Source organism: Chromobacterium sinusclupearum, assembly GCF_002902845.1.
GTDB classification, from domain to species: domain Bacteria; phylum Pseudomonadota; class Gammaproteobacteria; order Burkholderiales; family Chromobacteriaceae; genus Chromobacterium; species Chromobacterium sinusclupearum.
In genome coordinates this window covers 1-26226 of the sequence record NZ_PPTF01000018.1, presented here as the reverse complement: position 1 = coordinate 26226, position 26226 = coordinate 1, and the positions used below count along the sequence as shown (strand labels likewise).

The following is a 26226-nucleotide window of genomic DNA, read 5'->3' as shown; positions in this document are numbered from 1 at the left end:
GGGGGGGGGTGGGAGGCTGAAAAGCCGTAATGCCACCGCATCTTGACCTGCACGCCACCAATTAAGAAAGCCCCGCCTCGCGGGGCTTTTCTTAATCGAACGATCCAAAAAGGCATTCGCTACTGCCAGGCCACTGCCTGGACCGCCTGCACAGTAGCAGCCACCTGCACCTGCGCTATCAGAGACGCGTATTTCTGCTGCTGCATGGTGCGGAACGCGACCCAATCCTGATTCACCTGCAAGACCTGCGCGGCAGTGTGGGGCAAGAATGACCAGTCCCCCTTGCCATCCGCGCACCAAAGCGGCGTGCTCCAGTTTGCGGGTTGCCCCTGTGCGGCGGACAGCGCAGACAATAGATTGTTTTGATCCGTCAGTTGGCTGCCGTAGACATATGGCTGCGGCCCCAGCGCCATCGACTTGAAACTTGCGGTAATGGCCGATTCGCATGCAGCTTGCAGCCGTTGACACTGTATCCTCTGCGCCTGCTGCAACTGCACCGCCGCCGCAGGCGGGATCGGCGCAAGCAGCTTGCCGTTAGCAACAGTCCAACCTGGCTGGCTTAGGCACATCTGCCATTCCTCATTTGTGATGGGAATGACGTTCTCCCTGTCAGCAGGAGGCGAATCAATCGAGTCATAAAATGCCATGATTTGTCCGCTTACATCAAATGCTGCCAGTTTTTGCCCCATTTCAACTCTCCTGAAAATGAGTTAATGCAATATTGTTCAATTTCATCAAACCGTCTCTAATTTCCGATTAACAGCCAATGGCGATCCAGCATGCCGGAGTAGTAGCAGCTGCGGCGAGGCCGCTGTAAATCCGAAACTTCGCTGGATTAATTACAAAACCATTCAAGGTCTCTTGGTTATTGGTGTCGATACAAGTGCTCACGACAAACGAAAATACCCTATTGGGAAATGCGATAGGAAAAGCCAGCTCAACCATCCCGCCACCGGATATCGGGGGCGTTTTCCCCCACTGCATCAACATTCCATTTGGCAGATACTGATAACCGATCCAATCCAAAGAGCTTCCAAATTGCCCATATGCGACAGCATGCGCAGCAGCAGTAGCGTTTGCTACGCTAAACGTCTTCGAACTATTCCCGCCAATTGATGCAGCATCGGAAATACCATATCCTGCCAACGTGGTCGCTTTGTCCGCCTTGCCATCAGGATTGAAGTTTCCGCCATGCCAAACCTGATACCAGGCTTGCCATGCATTTTCGCTCCACGCTGCTCGCATCCAAGTCACGGCATTGCGATGCGATGTAAAGATTTGAGTAAGGCCGCCGGGCGATCCGGCAATGCTGCCGCGTATAACCTGGAGCGTCCCCCACAAATAATCTGCCGGCGGCGCATGATCTCCGCCAAAGGTAGTGTCCGCAATGGAATAGACGCCAGGCTCTAATAAGGTATTCCAATCCACCTTGTCCGCAGGCTGCCCCAACGCACGCAAGGCGCTGGCTTTATCCGCCTTGCCTGCCGCCAGCGCATTGACATACTCGACATTGGTCAACTGTTTGCCATTCGCATTGGCGAAAGGCGTGGGTGCGGTAGGCGCACCATTGAGTTGAAACCCATCTTTAGTGGCGATGGCAATACTGACCCCTGCCGCTTGCACCGACATTTGGCTCGTCGCGCCATCGATATCGCCGATATAGAGCTGGTTCAGCGCATTAATGCCGGCGATACGGCTTACCGCGCCGTTAGTCGCGGTCGCTTTCAAATATTCGACGTTGCGCAAAGTACGCGACGCGTCCAGGCTGCTGGCCAGATCAAACTTGCTCGCTCCATCAGCAATGCCATACCCCGCCAGCGTAGTCGCCCTATCCGCCTTCCCAGACAGTTGCTTGGTAATAGTAGCTGCGTAATTACTGTCATTCCCCAGCGCAGCAGCCAACTCCTGCAAGGTATTCAACGCGCCCGGCGCGCCGGCCACCACGCCGTCGATGGCGGTTTTCAGATCCGTCTTGCTTGCGCCATCGGTAATGCCGTACCCCGCTAACGTAGTCGCTTTATCCGCCTTGCCATCGGGATTGAAGTTTCCGCTATGCCAGTGACGGTTAAAACTGCTCCATGCGCCATTCTCCAGCCTGGCCTCATAGATTTCCCCACCCCATTGCCGGTAAGTCAGCGCACCCCATTTGTCACTCAGGAAGTTGACATTAAACACCCCATTAGCGCCATTGCCAGGCGCACCGGCCACACCTTTGCCTCCATCCGCTTGAGCGTGATAGAAGCCATTTGGACGGAGATCAGTAAGCGCACCAGTACTGATATTTTTCGCCTGTGCCCCTATGCCGATATTTGCCAAATCAGCCTTGTCAGCCTTGCCCGCCAGCTTGCCATCTACCGTTGCCGAGTATTTGGGATCGTTATTGATCGCCGCCGCCAGTTCCTGCAGCGTATTCAGATTGGCCGGCGCATTGCTTACCAGCCCGTTCACCGCGCTCTGCAGATCGCTCTTGCTGGCTCCATCGGCAATGCCATACCCAGCCAACGTGGTCGGCTTGCCGCTGCTTATCTTGCTCCAGTCCAGTGCCGGCACGTCATCCGGGACGATGGCGCGGGCGGCGGTGACGCGGCCTTTGACGTCCACCGTCAGCTGGCCGTAGCTGCCGGCCGTCACCCCGCTATTGCTCAGCGTCATCGCCGCGCTGACATTGCCGCTGGCGTCGAAAGTCACGTTCCAATTGCCGTCGCCGGTCATTGCGATATTACGAGGCGTTTTCAGGCGGTCGGCGTATTCGGCGGTCTGCGCGCCGGATACCAGATCGTCGATCTGTTTCTTCAGGAACGCGGTGCGGTTGGCAAGCTGCTTGCCTTGCAGATTGTCAATGCCGTCCGGGCCGGCCAGCACCGGGTCTGTGGTTTCCAGTTGATAGATGCCGGGTTCCCAAAAGGGCTTCTCCTGCAGATTGGCCATGTCATTCCTCGCTTGCTTGAACGGTGATGGGCTGCCGACCCGCAGGCTGGCAGCGACGAAAGCATGACCGGGCAATAGCGAGAAAACGCCGCCAATGAAAGGCCAGCCAACGCCATCGCCGCGCAAACGCGCGAAGACGGCCAGCCTCATGCGAAGCCAGCCATCCGGTCAGGACGACATGGTGCCCTGGCGCGCGGCGCGCGCCTTGCAAAGCAGTTTAGGAACAGTCTTTAAAGGCGATCAGGCCGGTTGCTTGGGCCAAGCCTCGTCCTCTAATTGCGGCCAGCCAGGCTGCTGCGGCAGACGAGACAGCTCGACGCAGTAGCGCTTCCACTCGGCCAGCTTGGCCTGCTCCTCCGCGCTGGCGATGCCCAGCTCGGCGGCGTCTTCCAAGGGCTTGCGCTGCTGCAGGGCCGCGACCAGGCGCTGTTGCTGCCGCTGCTGCGCTGCCGTCATCTGGGCTGCCTGCTGTGCCGCCGCATCCACCGCCCAGGCCTCGTCCTTCCAGATGGCGAAGGCAGGCGGTTGCAACGGCGTGGCGTTCAGGCTGTCCGGCGTGTCGCCGATTTGCGGCATCAGCTGCCGAACCGTCCTCTTGTTCCATAACGGCACAGCCCGCCAATCGGTTTGCAGGCTCCATGCTCCGTCTCGGAACACGGCAGCCTGCCGCTCGCCAGCCTGCGGCGGCTGTTGCGCGGTAGCGAAGGCCGGAATCAACCACACCTCCTCCATATCCAGCGGCGAGCGGTCCGCCTGCGTCGGGCCAAGGTATTCGCCGGTTTGCGGATGGTAGCTATAGACGGTTTTCTGTTCTTGCATGGCGTATCTCCTTAGTATTTGACGCAGGCGAGCAAGGCGACGTTGCGCGGGCGGGAAGAGCCATAACCAAAATTGAAATTGTTAGCATCCAGATCGCCAGAGAAGTTTCCTTCCATCGGCAAAGAACCTCTCCCCATTTGATACCATGATTTATTAGCGATATCTGCACCAAGATCTTGATAGGCATCCTGTACCGTATTCGTAACGTGTACAGGCGTGGTGACCGCAACATAATCAAGATTTGGATCTGAAAGTGATAACGTTCCTTTCTGCCATGAACCAAAAATACGTTTTTCAACATCCTTACGGCTATCACTCCAACCTCGGATGAATTCGCCGCACAGATTGGGCAGGAAGAAATTGCCGGGATCGGCGGCCTGCTGATAGCCGGCCGGCGCGGTCGGCACCGCGAAGTTGCCGGCATAGCGGCACACTTTGCTAACCTTCCAGTCTTGGTAGTAAGCGGTGGTCGAACCCACGATACCTGGAGCGCAGCCATCCACGCCGAACACCAGCGTGTTGTCCGGGATGGTTACCCGCATCGCGCTGGCCTGGCTCCACACCAACGCACCGTCGACAAACAAGCGGTAAGTCGCTCCGTCATAACTGAAGGCGATGTGATACCAGCGAGGTGCGGCAAATACCCCGGCGGGTCCCAATGCAGCATTAGCGAAGAAATTACCGCTGTTGCTCAGCCAAACCAGAGGCGCGCGGCTGGCCTTATCGATGGCGATGGTGATTTCGCCTGCCACGTTGGAGGCATTCATGCTTATCACCCAGGCCGCGCTATAGCCATTGGAGCCGCCGTTGCCTAAGAAAGTAGGGTAATGCCAGCCCTCAAGCGTAAAAGCATCGGCACTGAACGCTTCAGTCAGACCAAACGTCGCGTAACCGCCGCCGGCGACTGTCTTTAGGCTGGCGTTGCCAAACTTGGCTTGCTCCGTGGACATGTTCGCGCCGCCGTACACCACCAGTTGCTTATTCCAGACCCGGTCCAGCATGGCGTCCGCAGCATCCAGCCGCAACATGGCCAGCGTCGTTGGATCCACTGGCGCGAAAGTTTGGCCGATAGCCGCAAAAAGATTGCTGTAGCTGGTTTGGGAGACTTGTGCCCCATTGGCCTTCAGCCAGCCATCCGGGGCATTGGGCATCGAGAAATAGGCAACTTGCCCTGCCGGGGCGGCGGCGCCGCTAACTTGTCCTCCTCCTAGCAGCGGTTGGCCGCTAACCAGTTCGAAAGTCACGTCCAACTGGGCGTCTGGACTATCTCCTTTATCACCGCGATAGCGTTCCAAACCTTGCCCCTCGCCGCAGCCGGCACGGCCTATTAACAGATAGGCGCTGCGATACTGGAACTTATCGCTGGCAAAGATAGCGCGGCTGGCGCCGCAACGATACAAGGCTTCCGGCAGTCCACCACTCAAACGATTGCTCTGCGGTTCGTCATAGCAATACACAATCACAGTTGCCCCATCAGAAACCGCATTCAACCAGTCCGCAGCGGCCTGGGCCTGGCCTTGCCCATAGACCACATCAAATGTTCCCGAACGGCTAACGCTCCCGTTGGCGTCCAATTGCACCATATTGTAACTACGCGCGATCGGACCAACCGCCACGCCGTCGATCTCTAGGCCTGCCCCCCCATTCTTCGCAGAATACCCACACGATCTCACTCGAATCAAACGGCGGCTATAGACCTTGGCCACCAGCTTGGCTAGATCGCTGGCGCTGGCCGCATCAGCAATGCCATATCCCGCCAGCGTGGTTGCCCTATCCGCCTTCCCTGACAGTTGCTTGGTGATGGTGGCCGCGTAATTGCTGTCATTCCCCAGCGCCGCCGCTAGTTCTTGTAAAGTATTCAATGCCCCCGGCGCGCCGGCCACTACGCCATCGATGGCGGTTTTCAGATCAGTCTTGGAGGCAAATTTATCCTCTAAGGCTCCATAAGCCGGCGTCCAGATGCTGCCCGTTCTGTTGACATTGAGAACTTTGCTGGAGTCGATATACAAGCCAAGATTATTGGAACCCGTGTTGGGATTGACCCCTGAGGAATCAGCAAATAAGCCGGTATCGCCATCGGTGCCAAACGCAAAGCCTGACGTGGCATCATCATTTGAGGGCATACCCTTGCTTGCTCGAAAAGCATTCGCTGATACCCGATTGCTACTATCTTTACCTGCCGCGTCAGTAATGCCATATCCCGCCAACGTGGTTGGTTTGCCGGACGTGATCTTGCTCCAGTCCAGCGCCGGCACGTCATCCGGGACGATGGCGCGGGCGGCGGTGACGCGGCCTTTGGCGTCCACCGTCAGCTGGCCGTAACTGCCGGCCGTCACCCCGCTATTGCTCAGCATCATCGCCGCGCTGACATTGCCGCTGGCGTCGAAGGTCACGTTCCAACTGCCGTCCCCGGTCATGGCGATGTTGCGCGGGGTTTTCAGGCGGTCGGCGTATTCGGCGGTCAGCGCGCCGGATACCAGATCATCGATCTGCTTTTTCAGGAATACCGTGCGGTTAGCCAGTTGCTTGGCTTGCAGATTGTCGATGCCGTCCGGCCCGCCCAGCACCGGATCGGAGGTTTCCAGTTGGTAGATGCCCGCCTCCCAAGCGGGTTTTTCTTGCAGATTGGCCATCAGGCGCTCCCTCGGTTGAATTGACGATTACGGCGGATTGCGCCGTTGTGGCGGTTGGCCACGGCTTGGTATTCCAGGCTGGCCAGCACGCTGCGAGCCGGCGCGTACAGCGCCAGCATTCGGCGCAACTGGGCGGCCTGGTCGTTGGTGATGGGCTTGCCGAGGACGACCCGATACTGGTTCCAGGTGTTGGGATCGCCATGCACGTAATAGCCGTTGCGGCGGATCGCGCCATTGCGGCGCTGGCCGGCCAGGCCTTCGATCAGCACGGCTTCGCCCAGGCCCAGGCGGCGAATCACTTCGCGGATGGCCCACGGCGTGCCCTTGTGGCGGTGCAGCTCATTGGCGCTGTGCAGCAGCGCGCGCTTGGCGTCGTCGGACTCCGCCAGCTGCCAGCCCTCTTCGCCGCCGATATGGAATTGGTCGGCCAGCAAGGGCAACAGGTCCGGCTGCACGGTATCGATCAGATTGACCAGAAAGGGCGTCAGGTCGATGTCGCGGACGCGTTCGGTCAGCTCGGACAGCGGGCCGAAACGCGCGTCCCGCGCCAGGATGGAAGGAACAGAATCGGTCATCTCAGCCTCCCGCGCGGCATCCGCGCAGTGAAGCCGGTGTGCAAGGTCATAAAGAGCCTCCTTGACGACGGGGATGGAATGGACCGCCTTCACGGCCCGGAATGGAAACCCACAGAAAAGACTCGGGGTTATTTGCGCTCGGCCTGCATGGACAGACGCAGCAGGGCCAGTGAGCGGAAGAGGCAGCGCATACGCGGCAAGTCGGCCTCAGGCGGATGGGGAGAGACAGTTTGGACTTGAGGAATGGAGGAAGAATCGAACGGAATGACGAGTGGGGAGAAGAAAGACATGGAAGAAGCTCCAAGACAACGGAAGGATAGAGAGATGGGCTGGCCAGAGGGTGGCTGCATGCAAGGCAAGGTGAGAGAAACGCCAAGAAATGCGGGGACAAAACGGCAAGAACAGGTGTGAGCAAAGCGAAGATTGGCTGAGTCAGGCTATAGCGAGAAGGAGAGAATGGCGTAGTTATAGCGGCAAGGGGAGCCGTCGAAGGGAGGAAAAGCTGCCGGACCACGGGGCGAGGCCCGGCAACAAGAAAAGAAGGGAGTAAGGCGGAATGTGAATGTGGTTACGGACTTAATGTAAGGCGCTCAATGAGCGTGCAGATGAACAGGCTGCAATCAGGCCGGCTGTTGCGGCCAAACCGGCTGGACCGGGTCGGTCGAAATATCAGGCAGATCACGCAGCGCCTGACGGTACTTGGCCCATGCGGCTTTCTGGTCCGCACTCAGCACAGCGTCCTGCACTTGGGTCCAGTCGCAGGCACGCAGACGCTGGTCGCGTTCGGCGCGCAGCGCAATCAGCGCCGTCGCCTTGCGCGCGTCGGCTATCGCCTGTTCGCTGGCGCCGAAGACATCGCGCGCCTCCTGTTCGGACACATTCAGAATTTCCCCACGCGGGGTTTGCACGGAACGCAGCAGCATGGCAGCTCCTTAGATATTAGCAATTGGAGTGGAGGTGAGGATAGTCGCGGTCCAGACTGGATCGACGGTCGTCAACGGCGACACCTTGAATCCACCCCCCTTGTACGGTAGGTTCGGACATTCCGGATACAGAATAGAGTCCGTCTGCATCAGGGGCTTTAGCCCTTCCGTTCCATAGTTAAGAATCCCCTGGCCCAGATCGAAATCTGCCAGGAAGTCGTAGTGCATGCCACCACCGCGCAACCAGACCAAGCGGCCGATGAGATCCGTTCGCACCTTGGCTACTGCCTGGTGGTAAGCAAATCCGTAATAATCAGCGCGCGTCATCCAAAAGTCGGCCCACCCCTCTCCCCGGATAGACAGCTCCAGCACCAAGCCGGCAACATGATCCGGCCCCAGCGAGGCTGGATGCGCCGCGCCGTAGTGGCGAGAAATCACCAACCGACCACATCGCTCATGCGGAGTAGCCCAGATCGGGATGGGATAGTAGGTGTTGACATCACCTCCCACCTCTACGCCGTAGCGGAACGGCAGAGTCATCTCACTGCGGGCATTCTGCCGCCACGCCTCCAGCTCCGCCGTCTTGGCCGCCACCTTGGCGTCAATGTCAGCCTGCTTGCTCGATACAACGCCGGTCAGATTATTGGATGCCGTCACCAGGGCGGCTACCTGTTGCTCCAGACTCATGGTTTCTCCTTCACTTGGGATTCAAAACGGTATGTTGCAGGGTCAGGCACTGCAGCTGGATCAGCGCTGCCGCCTGCGCGGTGGCCAATTCGGCCAGGTCGTCGCGGTATTGCTGGCCGCGCCGGTCCAGGTTCAGCAAAGCATCGTCGTGGCCGCTCAGGCGGCCGTCATGGCTGGCCATCCGCTGCTCGGCCTGATCCTGCCGGGCTTGCTGCTGCCGCAGCGCGTCATCGCGCTTGAGGCCACGCGCCATCTCGTCGATCTGCGCCGCACCCAGGCTGGCCAGCTCCTCGCCCAATGCCAGATTCAGGCCGGCGCCGGTGGACTGCACGGTGACGCTGTCGGCCGGGACGCCGGACAGGGCCAGGTCGTAGGCCAGCAGCAGCTGCATGCCCGCCTGTTTGTAGGCGAGAACTTGCTGCGGGTCGGACCAGATGGCCAGCGGCTGGCCGCCTTCCAGAATGAAGGCCACCTCGCGTATCCAGAACTCCTTGTCATCGTCGGCCAGCGCGGTCAGGTGCAGCTGGCGCGGCCCCACGCTCTGGCCGTCGGCGATGGGATAACGGGCGATCTCATGTTTCAACGCGGTCTGGCCAACATCCGGCGTGTAGCCGGCATCGCCCAGCGCGACATGGGTGATCCTGAGCTGGACGCCGTCGCGGCTGGCCAGCTGGATGGCGGCCAAGCCGCCATCCAGGATCAGGGGAACAAGCGGGTTACTGCTCATCTGCTAGCCTCCATTTTGGCGCGCGCCACGGCCAGCGGCTTCACCGCGTTGGCCAGGCGCAAGATCGAGAAAACCGGTTTGGCCGGCGCCGGGCGGCATGCCGCGTCCAACCGCCGCAATTGCCGGCCTTGCACCGCGCCGGCCCAGCGCAGCGGTTGCGCAAAGGCCGCGCCCAGCTTCAGCCGGTAGGCGCTGCGCGCCGGCTTGACCTGCTCCACCATGCGCCGCAGCCGGCCGTACAGTTCCGGATTCAGCACCACGCGGTCGGCCATCAGATTGGCGTTGGCCCAGGCAGTCAGCTCGAAGGTGTAGCGCGGACCCGGCGGTTGCTGTTGCCACCACTCGCTGACATCCACCGCCACGTCCAGCAGCCGGAACACTTCCTGCAACGCCCAGCGCGTGCCCTTGTAACGGTGCAGCTCAATGGCGCGCTTGATCAGCTCGCGGCGCTGCCGCGCGTTGCGGGCCAGCAGCCAGCCCTCGTCGTTGCCAAGGTGGAACTGCTGCGCCAGCTGCGGCAACAGCTCCTCTTTGACGCTGTCCACCAGGTACACCAGCAGCTCGGCGGCGTCGAAGCGGCCCTGCGTGGCCGGATCGGCGTCGGCGCGCGGCATGCCCAAGCGGCGGGTCAGCTCGGCCAGCGCGGCGAAACGCGCGTCGCCGGCCAGCACGCTCGGGACGATGGCGGCATCAGCCATTGGCCTGCTCCTTCTGGTCCACGCTGATGCCGTCCGTGCCGTTGACGCAGTGCGCCCAGCCGTGGGCCGGCACCTGCTGGATGGCGGTGGGTTGTTGCAGATCCACCTGATAGACGCCCGGCACCGACAGCACGGCGATCAGCTGCGACGGCACGATGTCCTGCCCCAGCTGGGCCTGCTGCTGCTTTTGATACGCCAGCAGCGCGTCCTTGGCCCGCTGCTTGGTCTGCTGCGCGTCCACGCCCGGATACAGCTTGAGCATGGCCACCACCTGGTAGGAGAACTCCACCGGCTTCAACACGCTTACCTTGTCGGTCAAGGGGCGCACGCGGTCCGCGCTGCAGGTGTCGTTCACCGCCTTCAAGATGGCGTCGCTGGGCAGGCCATCCGCCACCAGCGGGTACAGCCGCACCTCGCCCGGCGGCACCTGATCGGCCGGCGGCACGCCCACGGATTGCGAGCTGGCGCTGACCACCGCGACATCGACGATGCTTTGGTTGGCGCGCAGGGCGTGGTGGCGATAGGCGGCTGCGCTGCCGGCCACGCTGAACGATTCCGGCGCCAGCCGGATGCGCTGCCGCAGCCGCTCGTCGTCCTCGGCGTCGGCGCCGCCAGCGCTGACGTCCACATTGGCCACCGTCACTTTCACGCCCAGGTCGTCCACCAGTTGGCTGATCTCGCCCGGCTGATAGCCGTTGCCGGCCAGGCCCGGCAGCTGCGCCACCACGTCCAGCACCACGCTGGACGCCTCCGGCGCCACCACTTGCTGCGCCACTGTCTGGAAGCGGAAGTCGCTGCGGCCCGCCACCTGGGTTTGCGCCGGAATGATCACCTGCTGTTTGCGATCCGGCATGAAGCTGAACTGCACTTTGCAGCGCGCCGGCTGCGCCGGCAGACGGGCCACCCCCACCAGCTCGCCCAGATAATCCAGCATCGGCGCGCGGGCGAAGGCCACCAGGTTTTGCCGACCGGCATCGTTGAAAGCGGCGCGGGTCACGCTCTCGCGGTAGGCGATCAGGTCGATCAGCAGCCGTTCCACCTGGCCCGGATACACGGTCTTGCCGGACTTGTTCTGGTAGGCGGTGATCAGTTCGCTGACAATCTGCTGCGGATCGTCGTCGATAAACTTGGGAAGATCGGTCGTGCTCTGGGTCATGGTTGTTATCCTTGGTGGGGGCCGGCCGTCACAGCCGCAGTTCGGTCTCGCGGATCACGCCGTCGGCCAGCTTCCACTGCGCGGTCAGATGCGCGCTGCCGTCGGTATCGATGCTGAACAGCACCCGCTGCAGCTGGATGCGCGGCTCGCCGTACAGCGGATGGCTGATCGCCGCCACCGCCTCGCGCACCACATGCGGCCGGGCGCGGTCGGCCGGGTAGTCCAGGTAGCGGAACAGGTCGCTGCCAAACTCCGGCCGCAGCGGGTCGCTGCCCTTGGGCGTGCCCAGGATGATGCGCAGCGCCTGATGGATGTCGTCCAGGTTCTCCACAATGTCCGGCGCGTCGGCGGCGGGCGTCTGGCCGCGGGGCTGAAGCGCCGGCTGCCAGTGCAGGGATGAGATGTCGGTTAGCTGTGTCATGGCGTCATGGTGCCAAACCGCCGCGGCGGAGGCTTTTAAAGGGCGTTAGAAAAGGAATTGAAGCCGCGCGGCTTCACGGTGACGGTTTCGCGGCATAGCTGGCCGGCGGCCCACCGCAACGGAATCTGGCCGTTCAGCGCGGTCTGCCGAAATGGATAGAGCGTCGTCCGCTCCATCGCCCCCGCCGCCGTCGCCGGATGCCAGGCATTCCCCTGGCTCAGCAGCCGCACGCGGTAGGGATAGACCGTGGCCAGCTCGCCGCCCGCGGCGGTGGAGGCCAGCACCGGCGTCCGCTCATGGCGGGAGAAGCGCAGGCTCAGGCCCTCCAGCTGCGAGCGGGCGTTGCCGTACTGCTCAAGCATGCGCCGCAGCGCGTGGTAGGTCGGCTCGGCTAGCCCATTGGCAGACAGATCGAGGTCGATGCGGAAGCGGTACGGTTCGCCCTGGTACTCGAACCATTCGCTGATCCTGCCGTTCACGCCCAGCGTGGCCAGCACCTGGCGCAAGGCCCAGCGCGTGCCCTTGCTGCGATGCAAGGCGATGGCCTGCTTGATCAGCTCGCGCCGTTGCGACTCGGTCCGCGCCAGCAACCAGCCCTCGTCGCCGGCCACGTGCAGCTGTTCGGCCAGCGCCGGCAGCCACTCGGCCTGCACGCTGTCTATCAGGTAAACCAGAAACGGCGGCAGCGCGATCTGCTGGAAGCGCCGGCTCAGCTCGGCCAGCGGCGACAGCCGGCCATCGCCCGCCAGGATATTGGGGGTGGTGTCGGTCATAGGAGGACTCTGCAAGCGCCGGCCTGGCCATAAAGCGGCGGCTCACGCCGGCGAGGGAGGAAAGGCGCGATGCGCGCCCTGGGGATCAGCGAGAGAACAGCTTCAGCGGCGAGCGCCACAGGCTGGTTTTGGCCGCAGCTTCAGCGGGGATGGCTCCAGCAGGAGCGCCCGCCGCCAGCGCCTGCAAAGCGGCCAGCGCGCTGTCTGCCGCGGTCTGGACTGCATCCAGACTCGTCGCGTTGCGCACCGCCTCCTTGGCTTTCAACCGGACGGCGCGGATGGCCGCCAGCGCCTGTTCCGCCGCCATGGCCTTGGCCAGGATGCCATCGGCCGCGTCCTTGCCGGACAGGCCCTTGGCGTCCGCCCAGGCCTGCACGCCGGCCGGCGCGTCGCCCTTGTAGCCGGCGTCTTTATACGCCTGGGCCTCGGCGGCCGCTTGCCGGTATTCCAGCGCGCGCAGCTCGCTGCCGGCGTAAGGCTGGCTGGCGGCGTCGGCGGCGGCATCCAGGCTGAACAACAGCCGCTGCTGCAATTGGTCCAGGCTTTCTTTGGGCTGAGGCGCGTTGCCCTGGGCCAGCCAAGCTTCGTATTCATTCCAGAAGCGGTGGCCGCGCGGAATGTGCGCGCCGTCGGCGATGCGGACAATCACGTCCGCTTGATCGGTCAATCGATACATGGTCGTATTCTCCGTTTACAGTTCGGCGTCGGCGGTCCAGCGGGTCAATAAAGTCGCATCATCGGCATTCGACGGAACAAAGACAGCGCTCCCCCAAGTAAAACCACTTCGGAGATCATCTTTACCGTAGTTGTAGATTGTCGAGACCGGGGTTGGCCCACCACTAAACAAAGCCAGCGCGTTGAAAGTCAACGCCTGCCCTGGAGTCTGGGTATCAGGATTGAAGAAAGAAACTGCCGTCGGTCCACGCTTGGTCTGGCGATACGCCACCCATCCCATGCTATCGTTCACACCCACGTAGCGAGCAACGGCATAGCTCGTTTCGTAATACCGCTGGCACAGCGCCAGTTCCTCGCCCGGAGAGCGGCGCTCATATGATGTAGCTATCGCCCCCTCTTCCAGCTGCACCTGGGCAATGTCGAACACGCCGGTTTGCGGGCCGGCTATCGCGCTATGCACCGGCAACATGGTGCTGTAGCTCACACCAAAAAACACGGCGAGGTAGTCGTCGCCATTCTGGCCGAAGGTCTTGCCCTGAATTGACGGTGAAGTGAAGGTAAAGCTGTAGCTCTGCCAAGTCGTACTCAATTGAACCGGCGTTTCATTCTGCGCACGGGCGATGGGAGAGACGCCGTCACCGTTGCCAAAGCCCTGCTCGATATAGAACAAGATAGTTTTGGCCGCATCAGCCTTGGCCCAGAAGCTCAAGGTCATGGTTTTGCCGGAGAAACGGCGCAGGCCTTCCACCCGCTGGGTGATCTGGCAATATTCGCGCACAGTGGCCGCAGGCGCCTTAGTCACAGCGATGCGCATGAAGCTGGCCCCGCCGCCCAACACATCCGTCTCCGCGCCGTTGGCGGCCACTCTGGAAACGGTAACGCCCGTCAAACCAGGCGGCGTCCCCAAATCCAGATTCCATCGATCCGCCGACCCATAGCCAGCCGTCGTTTGGCTCACCCCGCGCTGCCAAACGTCAAACCCGCCGTTGATCAACACATTGCGCCGATACGCCTGCACCGGAAAAGTCTGCGCCGGGTCGAAGGCCACCAGTTGCGAGCCGCCCAGCACTTCTCCGCGCGGTCCCACCGTTACCCGGTTGTAGCTGCCGGCCGACACGCCGGTGCGGCCGGACACTCGCTCGAACGCCAGCGCGGTGGTGCCCAGCGCCACCGGCGCGCCGGCGTCCAACAGCTGCCAAATCGCCCCGCCGTTAACCGCCCCCTGCTCCACCGCCACGAACAGGCCCGGCGTCACTTCCATGCTGGCGTTGGCGTCCGCCGCGCGCGTCCAATTGCCGGCGCCGGCCACATAGATGCCGTTGTCGGCGCCATTGGCCTGGTTCTTGACCAAGACCCGGTCGCCGGCCTGCATCGCCACGCCGTCCACCGTTTGCAACCCGGCCAGCGCGATGGCGGCCGTGGTGGCGGCGCGCACCGAGGGCTTGCCGTCCAGCTTGGCCAGTTCCTCGGCGATGCGCTGGTCCACCGTGGCGCGGGTGGCGAGGACCACGCTGGGGTCCACCTGCAGCGTTACCGCCGCGGCGTTGGACACCTCCATGATCAGCCGCACGTACAGCTGCTTATTGGCGCCGTCGGCCAGCACCGGCTTGTAGCTTTCCGGGAATTTGCCGACGGCGATCAGCGCGCCGTCGGCGTCGAACACGCCGACTTCGCGAATGGTGAAGCCGCCCACCTCGTCCGGGATCACCAGCTCGGCGATGATCCAGTTGGGATTCTGCGGATCGGTGGACAGATTGTTCAGCGGCGCGCGCCACACTTCATGCTTCAGCGCGGCCTGCGCTTCGCTGGGGGTGTAGTAGCCGCCGTTGTCGCCGTCGCCCACCGCCATATGAGTGAGCTTGAGCGGCGCGCCGCCGGTGGAGGCCGCCGCCAGCTTGTTCTTGCCGACGGCGGTGAGGAGAGTGAAAAAGTCGTTGCTCATAGGGTTTCCATTGAGAAAGAAAGGAATCAATGCCGCCCCGGCTTACAGCGGCGGGCTGGTCGGGCCGTGCGCGCCCATGTGGTTGTGACCCACCAGGCTCTTGCCGCTGGCGATCACATCGCCGCTGACGTTGACGCTGCCGCTTACCGTGGCCCCGCCGCCGCCGGACACCGCCATGCCGCCCTGGCCGGTGATCGCACCCTTCACGGTCAGCGTGCCGCTGATCTCGGTGGCCGGCGCGTTGATGCTGACCTTGCCGCCGGCCTGCAGCGTGATGGTGTTGCCGCCCTTGATCAGCACGGCGTCGCCAGCGTCGCCGGTCAGCGTGTTCTGGGTCTTCAGCGTGATGTCGGCCTGGGTTTGCACCAGCACATGCTTCACCGCGCCGCTGACCGTCAGCTGGCTGTCCTTGCGGTCGTACTCCAGCACCGCGCCGTCGCTGAAGCGGCGCTGCCATTTGTCGGCGCTTTTCACCGGCACCGCGTCCTGCTCGGAATAGATGGCCCCCAGCACCACGCCGTCCTCGCCGCGCGCGTCCAGCAGCACCGCCACCTGCTCGCCGATGTCCGGCAGCCAGTAGTCCTTGTCTTTCAGGCTCTTGCGGCTCAACACCGGCAGCCAGGCCGTCAGCAGCTGGCCCAGCTCCGGCAGCCGCACCCGCACCCGATGGGTGTCCGGGTCTTGCTCCGCGACGCTGCCGAACTTCAATGTCGCCAGCGCGTCGGGCAACGATACGTCGTTCATGCCGCCCCCTTGTCAGCGGGCGCCGCCCGCTTCAGTTCCAGTTCACACAAATAGCCCTCCTGCCGCGACAGCCGGTGACGGGCCTGCTCGATCAAATAGCGGCCGGACAGCTTGCCGAAGCCAGCCAGGTCCACATTGCGGCCGGCGGCCAGCTGCGGCGCGCCGTCCACGGTGATGAACATGGAGGTGCGCGCCAGCTGGCGCTTCTCCATCTCCGCCTTGGCCTGCAGCTCGGCCTGCAGCTTGCCGCCGGACTTGCGCGTCAGCTTCACCACATCGGCGCTGCTGGCCTTGCCTCCGGGCGCGCGCGCGTCCGCCGCGGCCCGCGCCGTCTGCAGCGCGCGCTTGTTCGGGTCGTGGTAGCTCACCTCCACCGCGCTGGGCACTTGCGACAACTGATCGCGCGCGCGCCAGCTGATCAGGTCGGCCGGGGTGAAGCGCTTCACGCTGGCGGAATCGATCAGGTCGCCGCGCTTCCAGAACACCAGCTTGCGGTTGTTGTCGATCACCTTGCAGATGTAGCCGTAGTGGCTGGCCACCCGCTGCAGGAAAGCCAGATCGGTTTCGTGGTATTGGGTGAGCCGGTCGATGTCCACGCCGTCGATCTTGCCCTGCAGCGTCATGCCGTTGCGGCGGGCGATGCGCTGCGCCAGGTCTTGCAGCGTCAACTTGTCGTAGGCCTGGCCCTGGCGGGTGCGCAGCGGATGCTGCACCCCGGTGGCCAGCGCGCGGATGCGGACCACGGACGGCGGCGCGCTGTACTCCACCTCGTCGATATCGAAACTGCCCAGCGCCGCCAGCGCCGCGCCGCGGTAGCCCAGCTTGAAATCCAGCGTGGCGCCCTTGTCCGGGTACCAGCCGTTCAGCCAGCGGCCGTCGCTGTCTTCCAGCTCCACTTCCAGCTCGTCCGATTCGCCGCTCAGGTGGTCGGTGTAGCTGATGTTCAGCGCGTAGCGGGCGATGTCGGCGGTGATGGACTGCCCGTTGTAAGCCAGCTCGAACACCGGCGTCGCCACGTCCTGTATGCGGCTGTCCATCATGGCCGCCTCCAGGGCGGCAACTGGTCGACGGCGGCGCTGTCCTGCGCCTCCAGCAGCGGGATGGCCAGCTGCAGGCCGGCCGGCAGCGTCTCGCTGATCGGCGCCTGCGGGTTGGCGGCGATCAGCATCACCATCTGCCCCACGTCGCCGTAGTACTGCCAGGCGATGTGGTCCCAGCGATCGCCTTCCTTGCAGGTATGCTTGAGAAACATGATTCACTCCAGAATGCTGCGCACCGCCGCCCGCGCGGCCAGCTTCGCCAGCGCCAGATCGCGGTCCGGCCAGTTGTTGTCGATGTCGCGTATGGTGTCGGCCGCCTGTCCCAGCTTGTCGGCGACGTTGTCCAAGGTGCAGCCCTCCAGCGAGCGCGCCATGGCGGTGATTTGCTGGCCCATCTTTTGAAATTGCGGAACCAGCGGCTTGATGGTGTCAGCCAGATGGGAAAACGGCTGGATGAAGGTTTTCAGTCGGCCCACGCCCTGCGACAAGCCGGGCAGTGCCGTTTGCACGTCGGTCAGCACGTCGGGCACCCGTCCCAGCGCGGACAAGGGGTCGCGCCGCGCCAGGTCTTTCAGTTCGCGCACGTCGTTCACCACGGTCCGCACCTGGCCGACCACGGTCTTGACCTGCGACACCGCCTGCGCCAGCCCCTGCAGATTGGGCTTGAAGCCGGCGCCGGCCAGCGTCTGCGACAACTTGGCCTGCGGCAAGCCGCTGACCGTGCCCAGCAGGCCGGGCCGCGGCGCCGGGGCCAGCTGGCCGCCGAATTCGCGCAAGGACAGCTGCGCCTCCACCGCCAACAGATTGCCCTTGCTGTCGCTTTGCCGGCCGCTGCTGCTCAGGTCGGTGATCACGAACAGGCCCTTGTGGTCGCCGTTGCCCAGCACCAGCGCCAGCGCCTGATGCTGCTGCCGCGCCGCATGCAGCCGCTGCAGCTCGGCATCCGGCTGGCAATAGGCGGCGTGCAGCACCAGATCGATGCGGATCTCGTCCAGCCGGTCGCCGACGAACTGCAGCACCGGCTTGCCGCCGATGCGGCCGTGTTCGGCGTAGTCGCTGCCGGCGCGTTGCTCCAGGCCGTCGAAATAGCTGATCAGGTCGAACTCGATGTCACCCAGTACTGCGTACATCGTTTGCTCCTTTGTTCATGGCTAGGCTCCTCAGCCGCGCGCGGCATAGCTGCGGCGCTGGCGGTCGGACTCGTAGCGGCGCATCAGCCGCTCGAACTCGGCGAACGACAGCTGCATCGCCTGCTGCACCTGTTGCTTGACGCCCTGCGCGCCGCCGCTGATGGTGATCTGCGGCGAGAAGGTGATATGGAAGATGGCAGCCGCCGGCGCCGGCTTGGCCGGTTTCGATGTGTTGGCCACCGCCTGTTGAATGCGCTGCAACTGCTGGGCCTGCCTGTCCTGCGCGCGGGCGCGGTCGCGGACGGGCATGGGCTTGGCCGGCGCGGCCGGTTTCCTCGCAACCGGTTTGAGGGCAGCCGCCGGCTTGAGCGAGGCGGGCTTGGCCGGGACGATGGACTGGGGCCGCGCGACAGGCTTGGGCACGGCCACCGGCTTGGTCGACAGCGCATGCTTGGCGAACAGCGCGCCGGCCTTTTCGCCCAGCCACTCGCCACCCTTCTGCCCCAGCCAGCTGCCGGCCTGCTGGCCGATGAACGCGCCGACCGGGCCCAGCACGCTGCCTATCGCCGCGCCCGCCGCGCCGCCGGCCACCGAACCCGCCGCGCCCCCCAGCGCCTTGCCATAGGCCGCCGACTTGGCCTGCGGGCTCAGCCGGGACTGGCGGATTTCCGCCAGGTCCGCGCCCAGGCTGGCGATATCGCCCAGCGCCCCCATCCGTTTCAGCGCGCCTTTGGCCAGCCCGCGCGCGCCGCCCATGGTCTTGAGCGCGCCGTCGCCGGACTTGAGCAACTTGCCTTCGGACAACAGCGTTTTGCTTTTGCCCAGGCCCCCGGTGACGCGCGCCTCCTTCAGCGCCGCGCCGCGTTGGACAAGCGGCTTCGCCGCGGTTTTGGCTGTGGATTTGGCCACGGCCTTGCCGCCGCGCTCAGCCGGTTTCGACGCGGCCGGCGTTTTACCGCCGCTCGTCTTGCGGCCGGACGGCTTGCCGGGTTTGCCGGCGTCCTCATCTTCCAGGTCGTTCTTCAGGAAGCTGACGCCAGCCGCCAACAGCCGCTTGGGCAGGCTGCCCTTGGTCTGGCGGAAGCGCTTCAGGGCCGAGCCGGTGCGGCCCAGGTATTCCGCTGACGTCGAACTGTAGTCTTCCGCCTTGTCCAGCCAGGCCAGGGCGTGATCGGTATCCGGCAGACGGTTGCCCAGCAAAGGATTGAGTTTGGCGCGCGCCTGTTCATACCGCTTGCGGCCAGTCTCGGTGCGCAAGACCTTGGCCGCGCCGCCAGTCAGTTTCTCGCTCAGCTCGCTGCCGCGTGTCAGGGTGCCGGTGGCGTGAATGGCCTTGTCCAACAGCGAGGCGGTCGCGGCCGACTTCTCCCTGGCCGGCGCAAACGCCGTGCCCGGCTTGGTCCGGCTCGCCGGTTTCCCAACCTGCGCGGTGGCGTGGCCAGCCTGTTGTCGGCGGGCCGATGGAGACGTCTTTTTCTTGGAAGGAGCCGCCGCTTTGCTGGGTGTGTCGCGCCGCGCCGATGGATTCGTCTGTTTCTTGCTTGCGCCAAGCGCCTTGCCCGGCTTGGCCTGGACAGATGCTAAGGCGGCCTTCCGCTTAGCCTCGGCTACCGCCGCGCCGCGCTTGGCTTTGCCCGCCGCTGGGCTGCGCTTCTGCTTGTCCGCCTTCTTGTCCCCGGTTGCGGCGTCCGCTTCATCGTCCTTCAGGAAGGCCACGCCGGCGGCCAATAGCCGCTTGGCCGTGCTGCCCTGGGTGTCGCGATACGCCTTCAGCGCCTCGCCGGTGCGGCCCAGATAGTTCGCCGCCTTGCCGCTGTAGTCCTCGGCTTTGTCCAGCAGGGTCAAGACGCGCTCGGTGTCGGGCAAGCGCTTGCCTAGCACTGGGTTGAGCTTGGCCCGCGCCGCTTCGTAGACTTTGCGGCCCATGTCGGTGCGCAGGGCCTTGGCCGCGCCGCCGGTCAGCTTTTCACTGATCTCGCTGACTTTCTTCAGCTGCTCGGTCGCGTCTATGGCCTTGTCCAGCCAGCCGTCGGATTCGCTTTCCTGCCGCTTCAGCTCGGCCACGGCCTCGCCGGGACGGCTCTTGCCGCCGGGCTTGGCGGACGATTTTTTCTTGGTTTGGGCGCTGTCGCGCTTGCCGGAGGCTTTGCCTTCCGCCTTGGCGTCAGCCTTTTTGTCTCCGGCAGCCGCATCCGCCTCGTCGTCTTTCAGGAAGGCCACGCCGGCGGCCAATAGCCGCTTGGCCGTGCAGCCCTGAGTGTCGCGATACGCCTTCAGCGCCTCGCCGGTGCGGCCCAGGTAGTCCGCCGCCTTGCCGCTGTAGTCCTCGGCCTTGTCCAGCAGGGACAAGACGCGCTCGGTGTCGGGCAGTCTATTGCCCAGTACCGGGTTCAGTTTGGCCCGCGCCGCTTCATAGACTTTGCGGCCCATGTCGGTGCGCAGGGCCTTGGCCGCGCCGCCGGTCAGCTTTTCGCTGATCTCGCTGACTTGCTTCAGCTTCTCGGTCGCGTCTATGGCCTTGTCCAGCCAACCGCCTGCTTCGCTTTTCTGCCGCTTCAGCTCGGCCACGGCCTCGCCGGGCTTGGCGGACTCGGAAGCGCGGATCGACGCCTGCCGGGTGGGCAAGCGGTTTTTGTCGAGTGATGAGGAGGCGGGGGAGGAAGGGGAGGAGGCGGAACGAGGCGCGTCGCCGGCGGCATCGCTGTCGCCGCCTTTGCGCTCGCCGCCCTTGCCGCCGCGCTGTACCGGCCGCTGCCAGTCGGCCGACGGCATGTCGCGCTGGGTCTTGTCCTGGTCGCGCCGCTGCCGTTCCACCTTCTCTTCCACCAGGCGGATGACGGCGCTAAGCCGGACCGAGGCCAAAAGCTCGATCCGGCGGGTCTGCTGCAGACTCAGGACGGACTGCAGCGTTTGTCCGCGCCGCAAGCTGGCCTGCCACGCCTCGTGCTGGCGGGTCAGCCGCCCCAAGGTGGACTCCAGCTGGCGGTGCTGGCTCTCCAGCCTGGCCAGATCCAGTCCGGCGTAGGCCTGGCGGGTCCGTTCGACATTGCCGGCCAGATCCTTCTGCGCATCGTTGAGGCGCAGGCTGCACTTGCGCAGTTCGTCCAGCGCAGAGCGGGCGGAGCGGAAGGCGTTGTCGAAGACCCCGGACAGCGTCGCGCCCACCTTAAGACCGATGAAAAACTCGCTTACCATGGTGTGTGCCTGTGATGGGGAAAGAAAGGGGCGGCCGGCCCCGGCCCGGCTTGCGGACGGCGGCCGACCAGAAAGATGGGGGAATCAGATAGCGTCCAACAGTTGCTGCTGACGCTCGCTGCGGCGCTGGACTTCGCGTTCGGCCACTTCGCACCAGAACCAGTAATCGTCCATGGCCAAGGCGTCGATTTCCGACGGAGGCAGGCCCAGCACCGTCAGCAGCGCCTCGTCAAACGCTCTGAGCGTGCTCGGTTCCGCCCACCATGTCGCGAAAGCTGTCCGCCAGGGCGCGGCTGTCGGCGATGTCCAGTTGGTCGATGTCTTCCAGCGTCAGGCCGGTCATGCGGGCGAACAGGAAGTCTTCTTGGTCGGCATCGTCCTGGCTGTGCTGGCTGGCAGCCTTCAGGTCGGCGCGCTTCAGGCGGCGGATGTCCAGCACTTCGATGCGTTGGCCGGCGGCATTGGTGAACGGGTATTGCAGCTTGATTTGCATGATGGTTCCTTGAAGCGGGTTGGGAATGCCGTCATTGTCCGGCTTCCGGAATGCGGGGTATGCGAAAGCGATTTAGGAAGCGGCTTTAAAACCTCCCGCAGGGCAAACCCGCGGGAGGCGTCAGCCAGCCTTAGCCGCCGATGTTCTGACGGTACAGCTCCAGCATGTCATTGCCGGCCACACGGAAGATGTTGGCCATGTAGTCCAGCTCCAGGATGTCCTCGCCGCCGATCACCTGCTTGATGTAGGTGGCGGTGAAGGCGGAGCTGAAATCGGCGTTTTCATGCTGCTTGAAGGTGCCCATCGGGTTCTTCTTGAACATCACCGTCAGGTAGGTCACCAGGCTGACCTGCTGCAGCCGGCCCTGCGAGCCGTAGGTCTCGATATTGGAACGCGCCTGCAACTGCACGGCCTGGAACGGATTGGCGACGGTCTTGGCCACGTCCTTGTACAGCGAGTTCCACTTGATCTCGCCTTCCAGCTTGTCGAAGCCGGCCGGCAGCTCGATCTTGCCGACCATGCCCAGCGCCTTGTGCTCCTGCATGATGGCGGCTACGTCCGGCAGCTTGATCTCCTCGGCGCGGCCGAGCAGCGAGTTGCCGTTGATGTAGATGTTGGCATTGGTGATGCGGTTGATTTCAATCTTGCCGGCCATGATTAGTTGCCTCCTTTCAGGCTGAGCAGGTATTCCGAGGTGATCTCGGTTTCAAAGGTCAGGCGTTCCAGCGGCGGGGCCACGGTGTACTTGTAGCTGATCAGCAAGTGGCCGGAAGACAGCTCGGTGGCCGGATTGCGCGCCGGATCGAACCAGGCCTTGAAGCCCAGCAGGGCGCCATCGCCGATCAGCTTGCGGCCGTAGCCGTTCACCGACTCCACCAAGGAATCGATGGTGGCCTGGTCCAGCGGCATATCGATGTACTGCTGGCTGAAGTAGCGGATGGACTCGTTGATCACGTCGCCGGTGCGGCGCACGTTCTCGAAGTTGCGCATGCTGGACACGGTGGGCCAGGCGGCGGTGCGGTTGCCCCACAGGCGGAAGCCGGTGCCCACGCTGTTGAACACGGTGGTGATGCCTTGCGCGTTCAGCTGGTTCACTTCGCAGTTCGGATCGTCGATCATCGCCGACAACGGACGCTCGACGCCGACCACGCCGGCCAGCTCCTGGTTGGAGCTGGACCACCAGAAGCCCTTGTCGTTGTCCACCTTGGCGCGCAGGCCGGCGGCGCGGGCCGACAGCGCATCCAGACGCAAGCCGCCGTTGCCGTCAGCCACCATCACGTACGGGTAGCACAGGCGCACGCGGTCGCTGGAGGTGTTGAAGTTGATGGTGCCGTTCGGGCCGCGGCCGGCCAGCGCGTCGGCGAAGGCTGTGCCGATAGGCGCATCGACATAGGCGATGGCGTCCAGGCGATCGGCCGCCGCCGCCAGTTCCGCCGCCACGGTGTTCTGGGTGCAGAAGCCCGGCGCGATCAGGATCTTGGCGAAGAAGCCGAACAGGTTGTAGGTGTCCTGCAGCGCCTTGATGCCGATGCGCTTGCCGGCAGCGTTGACGCCGCCGATGATGTCGGCTGCAGTCACCTTGGTCGGGTCAGCGTAGTCGTAGCTCACCTTCAGGCTGGCGCCAACAGCCATCGCGCCGGTCTTCACGCGGGTCAGCTTGCCGTAGGTCGCGTCCAGCTGGTAGTCGGTGCCGGCCACATAGGTGATGCTGCCGTCCGCGCTCTTCACCACCACATTGGCCACCGCCTGCTTTTGCAGCGCGGCCACGCCGCTGATCGGGTCCAGCGTCACCGCCTCGGCGGCGATGCTGGTCTTGTGCACGGACGGGTCCAGCACGTTGATCACGATCACCGAACCGGCGCCGTGGTCATAGATGGCGCTCAGCGCCTGCGGGATGGTGAAGCCCGGCAGTTGCGGGCCAAAGGCCGCCGCGTCTTTTTCGGACAGGCTCAACACCGGGGCGTTGATGCCGCCCGCCGGGGCTTGCGGCGCGGTGCCGATCAGGCCGATCACGGCCGACTTGACGGTGCGCACCGGGCGCGGGCCGCGCTCCACTTCGATGGTTTCTACGCCATGCAGATAGTTTGCCGCCATGCTTACGCTCCTTGTTCAGCGGTATGGAAAGACGTTGCGACGCTGGCAACGGAAACCGGTTGCGGGTTCAGATAACCCAGCGCCACCAGCGTGCGGGTGTAGTTGTGGTCTTCCGGCATTTCCACTTCCTTGCCGGGAAACAGCATGATTTCCTGGCCGTCGGCCAGGGTGACGCCGCTGATCGGGCCGGAATAGAGATACTTCATGGTTGCTCCTCGAGTGAGACTGCGGTTAGCACAGGCAGGGATTCCGGGGACGCCGCCGTCACCTGCAGGGTGTCGGTGGCCAACGCGATGGCGTAGCGCGCCACCCCATCGCGGTAACCCAGGAAGGTTTCGGACAGCAGCCACGCCGGCTGGCAATCCGGCGGCGCGAAGCCCAGGCAGCTTTGCCGGACAGCGTCCAGCACATCGCCATCCGCCTCTCCGGCGCGGCTCTGGCCGAGCAGAACCGTGATTGTCAACTGCAGGGTGCGCAGTTGGCCGTAGCCGTCGCGCAGCGGACCGAACTGGCTGCCGCGCAGGCACAGCAGGGCTGCGCCTTGCGGGTGCGTCAGCGGATAGTCATCCTCGGCGCCGGCGAAGTACTCGACGGTCAACTGCGGCACGCCGGCACGCAAACGCGCCAACAGCGCGTCGACAATTTGGGAAGTGCTTGCCACAACGGAACTCCAGGACAGGGAAAGGGATGCGCGCAAACGCGCCCGGATCGCCGGCCAGCAAGGCTGCTTGCCGAACGAGGCAGAGAATGCCGGATGGGAGGGGGTGATATCTTGTAGCCGGCTTTAGGAAGTGCGGCACTGACACGGCGCTGACACCGGTCAAAAGGCGTGACGGGAACGGAAATGGAAAAATGGCCGCATTGGATGACATCGCCCGCGGGAGCGCACATGCAAGCACAATTTCGCAGCAAGGGACCGGAACTGCTGACCGACCTGACCGACCACATCGCCTTGGCCTTGCGGCAGCTGGCCAACACCGAGAGCCGCCAGGCGGAAAAGATCGCCCAGGAAATCACCCGCCGCATGGCGCAGCACTGGGGCGGTCAGAACATCTACTTCCCGCTGGGCAAAAGCAGCAAGTCTGCCGAGCGCGACCGCCAGATCCTGCAGGAATTCAATGGCGGCAACCACGCCGAGCTGGCGCTGAAGCACGGCATTTCCGTGCAATGGGTGTACAAGATCCTGAAGAATGCCCGCAAAGCGCAATAAGACTGGCCGCGCCGGCCGCGACCATGCAAAACGCCCGATGGTTTCCCATCGGGCGTTCTAGATGAAAGTGGCAAGCGATCAGCGCGCCGGTTCAATCGATACCGCGGCCGACTCGGTAATCACCGCCACCACTTGGTCTTTCACCGCGATCTCATCCAGCAGTTGCGGATTGCGCACATCCACATCCATCCGTCCGCCATGCGGGCCTTCCAGCGTCACGACGCCATTGGCCCGATCCAGGGCCACGACATTGCTGACCACCGTGCGCCTGCGGCTCTCAGTCACACCAGGCTTGCCGCCTTCCGGCGCTTGCGTCTGCACACTGCCTTCAATGTCCTTGCGTATGTTGTCGCCGCCCTTCTTCAAGGCCAGCGCCAATGCGCTGCGGTAACGGATCCTAACCCGGTCCCCCACCTTCAGCTGCTCCAGATTGCGCACCTCAGGCGAAACCGGAAACTCCAGCACCCAACCCTGGTCGCCCTTGAGCATGACCACGCGTTGGGCAAGATCGATGGCTGCCACTACGCCGCCCGTCTCGCGCTGCTGCACGGCGACATCTGCCGCGACCAGCTGCGCGGGCGACGCATCGGCATGCGCCCAAGTTGCCGTGACAAACATGCCGCTGAACAGCACTGCATAAACTCCGGCTTTGAATCGCATCGCGAGACCTCTGATTAAGAATGGACTCCCATCATACCGCGTCCAAACGCAAAAAACCCCAGCTCATGGAGCTGGGGTTTCTGGTTCGCGTGCGAATCTTCGATTCTCTCAGCAATCCGGCCAGGGCCGCAAAGGCTCCAAGTACGGTATCGAAGACTATCTGGAAATCAAGCACGTATCGCTGAGCCTGTTCAGCGATAGGCAGGATTTCTTCCCCCTCGCCGCTGTCCAAGCAGCGGGGATTTTTTATGACCGCCATTGAGGACGAAGAATGAAATACAACCATATCGGCATACCGACCAGCGGTCGCTTCGACAATGAAATCGATCTGCCGCACTTGAAGATGACGGTCAGCGACCATCAGGACAACGCCTTCGGCATCCAGTGGCAGCGCTACTGGCAGGACGCGCCTTATCCTGAGCTGGTCAAACGGGTGCCCCACATCGCCTTCGAGGTCGATGATCTGGAGAAAGCTCTGGCAGGACACAAGCTGCTGATCGCCCCCAACAGCCCCAGTCCGGGCCTCACCGTCGCCTTCATCGAGGTCAACGGCGCCCCGGTAGAACTGATGCAGTACGGCTCAGATTAAATGTCCGTGCCGTGAACCGGCAGGATTTTCGGGGCGGGTTTCGCGCATTCTGCGCGCACAATGCGCAAAGCCCAGCTCGTGTGAGCTGGGCTTTGTCTTATGGGGCGTCTGGCG

The 26226-nt window shown here is 63.6% G+C and carries 29 protein-coding genes; 2 read left to right on the top strand and 27 right to left on the bottom strand.

Features of this window, described 5'->3' with window-relative positions:
- Positions 1 to 119: 119 nt before the first annotated feature.
- The 26 genes from C2134_RS05020 to C2134_RS04905 form a co-directional block, all read right to left on the bottom strand.
- A complete protein-coding gene (locus tag C2134_RS05020) occupies positions 120 to 689 on the bottom strand; it encodes a DUF4376 domain-containing protein (RefSeq protein ID WP_103318054.1) in 570 nt (189 codons plus the stop codon).
- Positions 690 to 756: 67 nt separating this feature from the next.
- Positions 757 to 3078, bottom strand: coding sequence for a pyocin knob domain-containing protein (locus tag C2134_RS05015; protein ID WP_103318052.1), 2322 nt, complete (start codon positions 3076 to 3078; stop codon positions 757 to 759).
- Positions 3079 to 3168: 90 nt separating this feature from the next.
- Entirely contained in the window at positions 3169 to 3747 is a 579-nt protein-coding gene (locus C2134_RS05010) for a tail fiber assembly protein (RefSeq protein WP_103318051.1), read from the bottom strand.
- An 11-nt stretch (positions 3748 to 3758) separates the two neighbouring features.
- Complete coding sequence (locus C2134_RS05005; protein ID WP_103318049.1) at positions 3759 to 6380, bottom strand: tail fiber protein; 2622 nt, start codon at positions 6378 to 6380, stop codon at positions 3759 to 3761.
- The gene (locus C2134_RS05000; protein ID WP_103318047.1) at positions 6380 to 6955 is read right to left on the bottom strand and encodes a phage tail protein; all 576 of its coding nucleotides are present in this window, start codon (positions 6953 to 6955) and stop codon (positions 6380 to 6382) included. The genes C2134_RS05005 and C2134_RS05000 overlap by 1 nt, the downstream gene beginning before the upstream one ends.
- A 128-nt stretch (positions 6956 to 7083) precedes the next feature.
- A complete protein-coding gene (locus C2134_RS21485; RefSeq protein WP_158248701.1) occupies positions 7084 to 7245 on the bottom strand; it encodes a hypothetical protein in 162 nt (53 codons plus the stop codon).
- A gap of 330 nt (positions 7246 to 7575) precedes the next feature.
- A complete protein-coding gene (locus C2134_RS04995) occupies positions 7576 to 7878 on the bottom strand; it encodes a tail fiber assembly protein (protein ID WP_103318044.1) in 303 nt (100 codons plus the stop codon).
- A gap of 9 nt (positions 7879 to 7887) precedes the next feature.
- Positions 7888 to 8565 (bottom strand): hypothetical protein, encoded by a 678-nt coding sequence (locus C2134_RS04990; protein WP_103318042.1) that lies wholly within the window; start codon positions 8563 to 8565, stop codon positions 7888 to 7890.
- Positions 8566 to 8575: 10 nt separating this feature from the next.
- Positions 8576 to 9292, bottom strand: a complete 717-nt coding sequence (locus C2134_RS04985) for a phage tail-collar fiber domain-containing protein (RefSeq protein WP_103318040.1) — start codon at positions 9290 to 9292, stop codon at positions 8576 to 8578.
- Complete coding sequence (locus C2134_RS04980; RefSeq protein ID WP_103318039.1) at positions 9289 to 9990, bottom strand: phage tail protein I; 702 nt, start codon at positions 9988 to 9990, stop codon at positions 9289 to 9291. Before C2134_RS04980 ends, C2134_RS04985 begins: the two co-directional genes overlap by 4 nt.
- Entirely contained in the window at positions 9983 to 11146 is a 1164-nt protein-coding gene (locus C2134_RS04975) for a baseplate assembly protein (RefSeq protein ID WP_103318037.1), read from the bottom strand. The genes C2134_RS04980 and C2134_RS04975 overlap by 8 nt, the downstream gene beginning before the upstream one ends.
- A 28-nt stretch (positions 11147 to 11174) precedes the next feature.
- Positions 11175 to 11567, bottom strand: a complete 393-nt coding sequence (locus C2134_RS04970; protein ID WP_103318035.1) for a GPW/gp25 family protein — start codon at positions 11565 to 11567, stop codon at positions 11175 to 11177.
- A 35-nt stretch (positions 11568 to 11602) separates the two neighbouring features.
- Positions 11603 to 12340, bottom strand: coding sequence for a phage tail protein I (locus C2134_RS04965; protein WP_103318033.1), 738 nt, complete (start codon positions 12338 to 12340; stop codon positions 11603 to 11605).
- An 85-nt stretch (positions 12341 to 12425) separates the two neighbouring features.
- A complete protein-coding gene (locus C2134_RS04960; protein WP_103318032.1) occupies positions 12426 to 13016 on the bottom strand; it encodes a phage tail protein in 591 nt (196 codons plus the stop codon).
- A gap of 15 nt (positions 13017 to 13031) precedes the next feature.
- Positions 13032 to 14957, bottom strand: coding sequence for a phage tail-collar fiber domain-containing protein (locus tag C2134_RS04955; RefSeq protein ID WP_103318030.1), 1926 nt, complete (start codon positions 14955 to 14957; stop codon positions 13032 to 13034).
- A gap of 42 nt (positions 14958 to 14999) precedes the next feature.
- A complete protein-coding gene (locus C2134_RS04950; RefSeq protein ID WP_103318028.1) occupies positions 15000 to 15701 on the bottom strand; it encodes a phage baseplate assembly protein V in 702 nt (233 codons plus the stop codon).
- Entirely contained in the window at positions 15698 to 16741 is a 1044-nt protein-coding gene (locus C2134_RS04945; RefSeq protein ID WP_233196358.1) for a phage late control D family protein, read from the bottom strand. Before C2134_RS04945 ends, C2134_RS04950 begins: the two co-directional genes overlap by 4 nt.
- Entirely contained in the window at positions 16738 to 16953 is a 216-nt protein-coding gene (locus C2134_RS04940) for a tail protein X (RefSeq protein ID WP_083341074.1), read from the bottom strand. Before C2134_RS04940 ends, C2134_RS04945 begins: the two co-directional genes overlap by 4 nt.
- Before the next feature lie 3 nt (positions 16954 to 16956).
- On the bottom strand, positions 16957 to 17871 hold the full coding sequence (locus C2134_RS04935) for a phage tail protein (protein WP_103318027.1): 915 nt from the start codon (positions 17869 to 17871) through the stop codon (positions 16957 to 16959).
- A gap of 30 nt (positions 17872 to 17901) precedes the next feature.
- Entirely contained in the window at positions 17902 to 21066 is a 3165-nt protein-coding gene (locus tag C2134_RS04930) for a hypothetical protein (RefSeq protein WP_103318025.1), read from the bottom strand.
- A gap of 84 nt (positions 21067 to 21150) precedes the next feature.
- The gene (locus C2134_RS22050) at positions 21151 to 21279 is read right to left on the bottom strand and encodes a hypothetical protein (protein ID WP_255408071.1); all 129 of its coding nucleotides are present in this window, start codon (positions 21277 to 21279) and stop codon (positions 21151 to 21153) included.
- Positions 21280 to 21295: 16 nt separating this feature from the next.
- Positions 21296 to 21559 carry a phage tail assembly protein gene (locus C2134_RS04925; protein WP_103318024.1) on the bottom strand — a complete coding sequence of 88 codons (264 nt, stop codon included), beginning with the start codon at positions 21557 to 21559 and terminating at the stop codon, positions 21296 to 21298.
- Positions 21560 to 21689: 130 nt separating this feature from the next.
- Entirely contained in the window at positions 21690 to 22214 is a 525-nt protein-coding gene (locus C2134_RS04920) for a phage major tail tube protein (RefSeq protein WP_043623302.1), read from the bottom strand.
- A 2-nt stretch (positions 22215 to 22216) separates the two neighbouring features.
- Positions 22217 to 23653: a phage tail sheath subtilisin-like domain-containing protein gene (locus C2134_RS04915; RefSeq protein ID WP_103318022.1), complete on the bottom strand. Its 1437-nt coding sequence runs from the start codon at positions 23651 to 23653 to the stop codon at positions 22217 to 22219.
- 2 nt (positions 23654 to 23655) lie between these two features.
- On the bottom strand, positions 23656 to 23859 hold the full coding sequence (locus C2134_RS04910; protein ID WP_103318020.1) for a hypothetical protein: 204 nt from the start codon (positions 23857 to 23859) through the stop codon (positions 23656 to 23658).
- Positions 23856 to 24314, bottom strand: a complete 459-nt coding sequence (locus tag C2134_RS04905; protein ID WP_158248700.1) for a Gp37 family protein — start codon at positions 24312 to 24314, stop codon at positions 23856 to 23858. Before C2134_RS04905 ends, C2134_RS04910 begins: the two co-directional genes overlap by 4 nt.
- A 228-nt stretch (positions 24315 to 24542) precedes the next feature.
- Here C2134_RS04905 and C2134_RS04900 point away from each other — a divergent pair, with 228 nt between their 5' ends.
- On the top strand, positions 24543 to 24863 hold the full coding sequence (locus C2134_RS04900; RefSeq protein ID WP_103318016.1) for a Mor transcription activator family protein: 321 nt from the start codon (positions 24543 to 24545) through the stop codon (positions 24861 to 24863).
- A gap of 78 nt (positions 24864 to 24941) precedes the next feature.
- Here the strand turns inward: C2134_RS04900 and C2134_RS04895 are convergent, their stop codons facing one another.
- Positions 24942 to 25523: a hypothetical protein gene (locus tag C2134_RS04895; RefSeq protein ID WP_103318014.1), complete on the bottom strand. Its 582-nt coding sequence runs from the start codon at positions 25521 to 25523 to the stop codon at positions 24942 to 24944.
- A 271-nt stretch (positions 25524 to 25794) separates the two neighbouring features.
- Between C2134_RS04895 and C2134_RS04885 the strand changes: the two genes are divergently transcribed.
- The gene (locus tag C2134_RS04885) at positions 25795 to 26112 is read left to right on the top strand and encodes a VOC family protein (RefSeq protein ID WP_103318010.1); all 318 of its coding nucleotides are present in this window, start codon (positions 25795 to 25797) and stop codon (positions 26110 to 26112) included.
- The last annotated feature ends 114 nt before the right edge of the window (positions 26113 to 26226 follow it).

What these genes read in the sequence shown, in the direction of transcription:
- C2134_RS05020 (WP_103318054.1), bottom strand. Translation starts at nt 689, where the DNA reads ATGGGGCAAAAACTGGCAGCATTTGATGTAAGCGGACAAATCATGGCA.
- C2134_RS05015 (WP_103318052.1), bottom strand. Translation starts at nt 3,078, where the DNA reads ATGAGGCTGGCCGTCTTCGCGCGTTTGCGCGGCGATGGCGTTGGCTGG.
- C2134_RS05010 (WP_103318051.1), bottom strand. Translation starts at nt 3,747, where the DNA reads ATGCAAGAACAGAAAACCGTCTATAGCTACCATCCGCAAACCGGCGAA.
- C2134_RS05005 (WP_103318049.1), bottom strand. Translation starts at nt 6,380, where the DNA reads ATGGCCAATCTGCAAGAAAAACCCGCTTGGGAGGCGGGCATCTACCAA.
- C2134_RS05000 (WP_103318047.1), bottom strand. Translation starts at nt 6,955, where the DNA reads ATGACCGATTCTGTTCCTTCCATCCTGGCGCGGGACGCGCGTTTCGGC.
- C2134_RS21485 (WP_158248701.1), bottom strand. Translation starts at nt 7,245, where the DNA reads ATGTCTTTCTTCTCCCCACTCGTCATTCCGTTCGATTCTTCCTCCATT.
- C2134_RS04995 (WP_103318044.1), bottom strand. Translation starts at nt 7,878, where the DNA reads ATGCTGCTGCGTTCCGTGCAAACCCCGCGTGGGGAAATTCTGAATGTG.
- C2134_RS04990 (WP_103318042.1), bottom strand. Translation starts at nt 8,565, where the DNA reads ATGAGTCTGGAGCAACAGGTAGCCGCCCTGGTGACGGCATCCAATAAT.
- C2134_RS04985 (WP_103318040.1), bottom strand. Translation starts at nt 9,292, where the DNA reads ATGAGCAGTAACCCGCTTGTTCCCCTGATCCTGGATGGCGGCTTGGCC.
- C2134_RS04980 (WP_103318039.1), bottom strand. Translation starts at nt 9,990, where the DNA reads ATGGCTGATGCCGCCATCGTCCCGAGCGTGCTGGCCGGCGACGCGCGT.
- C2134_RS04975 (WP_103318037.1), bottom strand. Translation starts at nt 11,146, where the DNA reads ATGACCCAGAGCACGACCGATCTTCCCAAGTTTATCGACGACGATCCG.
- C2134_RS04970 (WP_103318035.1), bottom strand. Translation starts at nt 11,567, where the DNA reads ATGACACAGCTAACCGACATCTCATCCCTGCACTGGCAGCCGGCGCTT.
- C2134_RS04965 (WP_103318033.1), bottom strand. Translation starts at nt 12,340, where the DNA reads ATGACCGACACCACCCCCAATATCCTGGCGGGCGATGGCCGGCTGTCG.
- C2134_RS04960 (WP_103318032.1), bottom strand. Translation starts at nt 13,016, where the DNA reads ATGTATCGATTGACCGATCAAGCGGACGTGATTGTCCGCATCGCCGAC.
- C2134_RS04955 (WP_103318030.1), bottom strand. Translation starts at nt 14,957, where the DNA reads ATGAGCAACGACTTTTTCACTCTCCTCACCGCCGTCGGCAAGAACAAG.
- C2134_RS04950 (WP_103318028.1), bottom strand. Translation starts at nt 15,701, where the DNA reads ATGAACGACGTATCGTTGCCCGACGCGCTGGCGACATTGAAGTTCGGC.
- C2134_RS04945 (WP_233196358.1), bottom strand. Translation starts at nt 16,741, where the DNA reads ATGATGGACAGCCGCATACAGGACGTGGCGACGCCGGTGTTCGAGCTG.
- C2134_RS04940 (WP_083341074.1), bottom strand. Translation starts at nt 16,953, where the DNA reads ATGTTTCTCAAGCATACCTGCAAGGAAGGCGATCGCTGGGACCACATC.
- C2134_RS04935 (WP_103318027.1), bottom strand. Translation starts at nt 17,871, where the DNA reads ATGTACGCAGTACTGGGTGACATCGAGTTCGACCTGATCAGCTATTTC.
- C2134_RS04930 (WP_103318025.1), bottom strand. Translation starts at nt 21,066, where the DNA reads ATGGTAAGCGAGTTTTTCATCGGTCTTAAGGTGGGCGCGACGCTGTCC.
- C2134_RS04925 (WP_103318024.1), bottom strand. Translation starts at nt 21,559, where the DNA reads ATGCAAATCAAGCTGCAATACCCGTTCACCAATGCCGCCGGCCAACGC.
- C2134_RS04920 (WP_043623302.1), bottom strand. Translation starts at nt 22,214, where the DNA reads ATGGCCGGCAAGATTGAAATCAACCGCATCACCAATGCCAACATCTAC.
- C2134_RS04915 (WP_103318022.1), bottom strand. Translation starts at nt 23,653, where the DNA reads ATGGCGGCAAACTATCTGCATGGCGTAGAAACCATCGAAGTGGAGCGC.
- C2134_RS04910 (WP_103318020.1), bottom strand. Translation starts at nt 23,859, where the DNA reads ATGAAGTATCTCTATTCCGGCCCGATCAGCGGCGTCACCCTGGCCGAC.
- C2134_RS04900 (WP_103318016.1), top strand. Translation starts at nt 24,543, where the DNA reads ATGCAAGCACAATTTCGCAGCAAGGGACCGGAACTGCTGACCGACCTG.
- C2134_RS04895 (WP_103318014.1), bottom strand. Translation starts at nt 25,523, where the DNA reads ATGCGATTCAAAGCCGGAGTTTATGCAGTGCTGTTCAGCGGCATGTTT.
- C2134_RS04885 (WP_103318010.1), top strand. Translation starts at nt 25,795, where the DNA reads ATGAAATACAACCATATCGGCATACCGACCAGCGGTCGCTTCGACAAT.